The following is a 5,208-nucleotide window of genomic DNA, read 5'->3' on the forward strand; positions in this document are numbered from 1 at the left end:
TCGGCCGCCAGCAGGCCCTTGCCGCGGGCGATCATGGCGCGGACCGTGGCTTCGAGTTCAGTGGTATTCATGGGAATGGACTCCTGAGACTGGCTGGACGGGCCTGGGCTGCATGCGCAGGCATGGTCCGGCGATTATAGGCGTCGGCGCCGGCCAGCCGGGCGAGCGGAATCAAACCATCGCCATGGCCGCGACGTTCGTGAAGACATACCTGTTCAGTGCAGGTCTTGCCCCGCACGTGTCGCGAAGCTGGCCCTGGCGGGATTGCTTGGCGTCCGGCCGTCGCTGGCCGGGCCAGGAACCTTGAAACCTTCTCGCGCTCTCAGCTCAGCCGCCCGGCGACCGCCAGATGCCGGTCGGTCAGCGCCGTGACCGAGAGCATCGCCAGGCCCGCCTTGGCGAGCTGGTGCCGCACCTCGGCCACCGTGAACGCCGCACGCAGTGAGGCCTCGAAATCACGCCGCAGCACCGCCGGTTCGGCCGCGCCGTGGACGTCGAGCAACTGGCGCAGCGTGGCCTCGTCGGCCGGGCGGCGCAGGTCGGTGACGTACACGAAGGCGCCCGGCGCCGCCGCGACACGCAGCGCGCGCCACAGCACCTGCGGCTCGTGCAGATGGTGCAGCAAGCTGTTGCTGAGGACGACCTGGTAGCCTGCGCCCGGCAGCGGGTCCTGCGGCAGCACCGCCTGGTGCAGCGCAATGCGCGCGTCGAGCCCGGCTGCCGCGACGCGCGCACGGCCGAGCGCCAGCATGGCCGCCGCGCCGTCCACGCCGTCGATCTGCCAACCCGGAAAGGCGCGCGCGAAACGCACCGTCACGTCGGCCGGCCCGCAACCCAGATCGAGCACCCGCGCTGCGACCGGCAACCTCGGCAGCAGCCGGTGGACCTGATCGACCAGAAACTGGTGCGGGGCGGAGAAATCGGCCGCCGCGTAGGCCGCCGCCTGCTCGGCGGCGTCCATCAGTTCGGGCTCGGGTTGGCGTGGCAGCACTGGCGCGTCAGGGTTTGTGTAGAAATGCGCGTCCTGCGCATTTCTTGCGTCGCCCGTCCGGGACACGCCCGGACGGGCTCGCGCGAATCGAGCCCTCAAGGGCTCGATTCGCGTCCGGCCATCCCTGGCCGGCCTCGGAGCTTGAAAAATTCACAAGCTCTCAGTCGCCCATCAGGCTTTGCAGGAAGTTCTGCTCGCCGATCTTGTCGAGCAGGGCCAGCTGCGTTTCGATCCAGTCGACGTGATCTTCCTCGCCGTCGAGGATGTCCTCCAGCAGCTCGCGGCTGATGTAGTCGCGGCAGGCCTCGCAGTGGGCGATCGCCTCGCGCAGCAGCGGGATGGCCTCGTGCTCCAGGCGCAGGTCGCACTCCAGCATCTCGCGCACGTCCTCGCCGATGTACAGCTTGCCGAGATCCTGCAGGTTGGGCAGCCCTTCCAGAAACAGCACGCGCTCGATCAGCCGATCGGCGTGTTTCATCTCGTCGATGGATTCCTCGTATTCCTTCTTGTAGAGCTTTTTGAGGCCCCAGTTGTCCGCCATGCGCGCATGCAGGAAGTACTGGTTGATGGCGGTCAGCTCGTTTTTGAGTACGCGATTCAGGAACTCGATGACTTTGGCGTCGCCTTTCATGATGGTCTCCACGGAGTGCTGCGGCCAATTATAGGGTTGGGGTTCCGCAGCGCCCACGCATTACGTGGCGACCGCCCGCTCGCCCGCTGGACACCCGCCGGCCGGCGCCGCATGAGCTGCTGCCTGATGCGCCGTCGCGAGCAGATCCTGCGCCAGCTCGGCACATCTGCCGCAGCAGGTAGCCACGCGCAGCGTCTGCGCGAGCTCGAACACGCTGCTGACTCCGGCCTGCGCCGCCTGACGAATGGCGCGGTCGGTCACGCCGTGACACAAGCACACGTACATGGCACTGGCACCCTCATAAGGTGGATTGGGCTCCTCGCATTCGACAAAAGATGAGAATGATTGTCAATGACCTCCGCGAAGCGCTCAAAAAAATATCGACAGATTCGGTGCCAGCACCGTGGCCTGGTCGAGATGGATGGTGCGCCGGGCGATCACGAAGCCATAGCCGTTGCCCGCCCGGCGCAGCGTGTCGAGCCGCTCGCCGAAGAACAGATCCACGTCCCGCTCCAGACGGTTGCGGTGCAGCGCGAAGTAGCTGCGCACGGCGTACTGGCCGTTTGGCAGTTCCGTGATGCGCACGTTGCTGATGAGATGGCGCGTGCGCGAGGGCGGTTCCTCGGCCCAGGCAAGGCCGGTGTTCAGGCGCCGCACGCGCACCACCATCGAGGACTTGTCCTCGTCGAACAGCGCCACCTCGTCCGGGGCGGAGATTTCGAGGTCGCGCTCGCGCCGCTGCAGGGTGCGCCGGGTCGGCATGAAGTAGTGCAGGTCGTCTGCCAGCAGCGTGAGCCAGGTATCGAACTGCCGGTCGTCGAGCAGCGCCGCCTCGGCGTACAGGAACTGCTCGATTTCGTGCTGCAGTGCAGGCGTGATGAGCGGCTCAGCCATGGCTCGCCACCTCCCCCAGGCCGCGCGGGGCGAGGTCCGCCCAGCTAGTCGCGCCCATCACTTGCGCCCACCGGCGGTAGAAACCGCGCGCGGCGAGCTCGCCGTACACGTAGCCGATGCGGCCCGGCAGGTCCGCGTCGTCGCTGCAGTCCATGCCAAGGCCCATCTGCACGTTGAACGGCTGCTGGCGCGCCATGTGGCCGCGTAGGACCTTCTGAATCTCGGTCCAGTTCTCGCCGTCGTCCTGCTCCAGGATGCCGCCCGGCGAGAAGGTGCGCAGCACCGCCTTGCGGTAGGCCTCCTTCACCTCGGCCGGCGCGGCCTTGTCGACCAGCGTCCAGGCCCAGATTTCGATCTCGTCCGGCCCGCGCGGGTGCCACACGCGCAGCGTGTTGATGCCGGGCAGGAACGACAGCGTCGGGAATACCGTCATGTGTGCGCCGTTCATGCGCACGGCGCGCGTGTCGCCCAGACGCTCGCGCGCCGCCGTGGCGCCGCTTTGCATGTAGTACCCGGCGGCGGTCTCGCCCAGCAGCGGGAACAGGAACTGCGGCGTGTCCATGAAAAAGCCGGTGCCGTGGCCGAGCGGCGAGCTGAACTGCTTGCCCTGCATCGGCCAGCCGGCCTGGGCGGGGTCGATGTCCGGCGGCAGGCTCGCGATCACCGGCGACGAATGGCTGAACGGCGCGTGGTACATGTCCGAGCAGAACTGCTCGGCGGCGAACTTCCAGTTGCAGCGGATCACCCACTTGTGCACGCCGCCGATGGCCTCGGTGCCGCCCGGCATGCGGTCCAGAAACAGGTCCACGTACCAGGCCATGTCGCCCAGGTACTCGGCCACCGGCGGCACGTCCGCGTCCCAGCAGCCGAACACGAGGCCCTTGTAGACCTCCACCCGCGGCACCTGGCGCGGGCTCCAGCGCTTTTTGTCGACGCTGCCGTAGGCTTCCTTCTCGAATGGCACGTCCACCAGATTGCCCGCCATGTCGTAAGCCCAGCCGTGGTACGAGCAGGTGAACGCCCGCGCGTTGCCGAACTCGGCCCGGCACAGGCGCATGCCGCGGTGGCGACATTGATTCAGGAAAGCGCGGATCGAGCCATCCTTCTGGCGCACCACCAGCACCGGATCCTCGGCCATGTAGGTGGCGAAAAAATCGCCCGGCGCCTTCAGCTGGCTGTCGTGCGCCAGGAACAGCCAGCAGCGCGTGAACAGGCGTTCGAGCTCCTGCTGGTAGATGTCCCGGTCCTGGTAGATGCGCGGACTGACCAGGCCGTGGTCGGCATCGACCAGGGCCGCCGGATCGGCAGGTGAAAATTCCGTCATGAGGTTCCCTCCTCGCTGCCTGGGAAGCAGGTGCGAAATGAAATGGCACCTGAACAATCCGAACGTTCGCTTGGCTTATAGCCTGCAACGGTTACCCCAAGCAAGAGCCATTGTGGGATCATGACGCGCTCTTCGCGGCGGCCGCGGCCGCTCCCTGCCGTGCAACTTTCGAGAACATCATGCCTCGCACCGTGCTGCCGGTGGCCGTCGCCGCCGTTTTCTCCACCGCCGCCGTCGCCGCCACCCCGACCACCGACGAGCAGAAAGCCGCCTACGCCATCGGTTACCAGTTCGGCGCCAACGCCAAGCGCGACGGCCTGCCGCTGGACCCCGCTGCCGCATCGGACGGCCTCAAGGATGGTCTGTCGGGCAACAAGCCGGCTGCCGATCCGGCCGCGCTGCAGGCCGCGCTCGACAAGCTGCGCACCGACATGGAAAACAAGGCCAAGGCGCAGGGCGAGAAGAACGCCAAGGACGGCGCCGCGTTTCGCGAGCAGTTCGCCAAAAACAAGGGCGTGAAAAAAACCGACTCGGGCCTGCTGTACCAGGTGCTGACCGAGGGCAAGGGTGCCAAGCCGAAGCCCACCGACACGGTGAAAGTCCACTACCGGGGCACGCTGCCGGACGGCACCGAGTTCGACAGCTCCTACAAGCGCGGCGAGCCGGCCAGCTTCCAGGTCGACCAGATCATCCCCGGCTGGCAGCAAGCGCTGGTCATGATGCCCAAGGGCTCCAAGTGGAAGGTGGTGCTGCCGCCGGAACTGGCTTACGGCACGCAGGGCGCCGGCCGCGCCATCGGCCCCAATCAGACACTGGTGTTCGAAATCGAGCTGCTGGACATCGCCGCCGGCGGCAGCAAATAAGCCAGCCTCCCCGACCGGCGCCGGGGCCAGACAAAGGCTCCGGCGCCGCGCCCGGCCCACCGGCCGCTTTAGCATGAACTACCGTCACGCCTTTCACGCCGGCAACTTTGCCGACGTGATGAAGCACGTCTGTCTGGTGGCCCTGCTGCGCGGCCTCGCGCGCAAGGACAGCCCCTGGTTCTACCTCGACACCCACGCCGGTGCCGGTGATTACGACCTGGCCGCCCCACCGGCGCAGAAAACCGGCGAATACCGGCACGGCATCGTGCGCTTGCTGGAGGCACCGGGACCGCTGCCTGACGCGCTGGCCGATTACCTCACCGTGATCCGCCCGCTGCTCGGCGACGGCCTGCGCCGCTACCCGGGCTCGCCGCTGATCGCCGCCGCCCTGGCGCGGCCGCAGGACCGGCCGGTGGCCTGCGAACTGAATCCGCTCGAATTTTCCGCCCTGGATGCCGCCTGCCGCGGCAGCCGGCAGATCAGCGTCCAGCAAACCGACGGCTAC

7 protein-coding genes are annotated in these 5,208 nt (G+C 67.5%); 2 read left to right on the top strand and 5 right to left on the bottom strand.

What is annotated here, in order from left to right; translation table 11 throughout:
• Positions 1-322: 322 nt before the first annotated feature.
• The 5 genes from PHC73_RS11285 to PHC73_RS11305 all read right to left on the bottom strand — a co-directional run bounded on the left by PHC73_RS11285 (position 323) and on the right by PHC73_RS11305 (position 3,840).
• Positions 323-991 (bottom strand): class I SAM-dependent methyltransferase, encoded by a 669-nt coding sequence (locus PHC73_RS11285; RefSeq protein WP_300128148.1) that lies wholly within the window; start codon positions 989-991, stop codon positions 323-325.
• 160 nt (positions 992-1,151) lie between these two features.
• Positions 1,152-1,622 carry a bacterioferritin gene (bfr, locus tag PHC73_RS11290; protein WP_300128151.1) on the bottom strand — a complete coding sequence of 157 codons (471 nt, stop codon included), beginning with the start codon at positions 1,620-1,622 and terminating at the stop codon, positions 1,152-1,154.
• A gap of 60 nt (positions 1,623-1,682) precedes the next feature.
• Positions 1,683-1,907: a (2Fe-2S)-binding protein gene (locus tag PHC73_RS11295; protein ID WP_300128154.1), complete on the bottom strand. Its 225-nt coding sequence runs from the start codon at positions 1,905-1,907 to the stop codon at positions 1,683-1,685.
• An 84-nt stretch (positions 1,908-1,991) separates the two neighbouring features.
• A complete protein-coding gene (locus tag PHC73_RS11300; RefSeq protein ID WP_300128157.1) occupies positions 1,992-2,516 on the bottom strand; it encodes a 3-phenylpropionate/cinnamic acid dioxygenase subunit beta in 525 nt (174 codons plus the stop codon).
• Positions 2,509-3,840 carry an aromatic ring-hydroxylating dioxygenase subunit alpha gene (locus PHC73_RS11305; protein ID WP_300128160.1) on the bottom strand — a complete coding sequence of 444 codons (1,332 nt, stop codon included), beginning with the start codon at positions 3,838-3,840 and terminating at the stop codon, positions 2,509-2,511. Before PHC73_RS11305 ends, PHC73_RS11300 begins: the two co-directional genes overlap by 8 nt.
• A 179-nt stretch (positions 3,841-4,019) precedes the next feature.
• Here PHC73_RS11305 and PHC73_RS11310 point away from each other — a divergent pair, with 179 nt between their 5' ends.
• Together PHC73_RS11310 and rlmJ are read left to right on the top strand one after the other, a co-directional pair.
• Positions 4,020-4,703 carry an FKBP-type peptidyl-prolyl cis-trans isomerase gene (locus PHC73_RS11310; RefSeq protein ID WP_300128163.1) on the top strand — a complete coding sequence of 228 codons (684 nt, stop codon included), beginning with the start codon at positions 4,020-4,022 and terminating at the stop codon, positions 4,701-4,703.
• Positions 4,704-4,776: 73 nt separating this feature from the next.
• The coding region (gene rlmJ / locus PHC73_RS11315) for a 23S rRNA (adenine(2030)-N(6))-methyltransferase RlmJ (protein WP_300128167.1) at positions 4,777-5,208 on the top strand (432 nt) is incomplete at its 3' end.

It is taken from the genome of Immundisolibacter sp. (genome assembly GCF_028696615.1).
GTDB lineage: Bacteria > Pseudomonadota > Gammaproteobacteria > Immundisolibacterales > Immundisolibacteraceae > Immundisolibacter.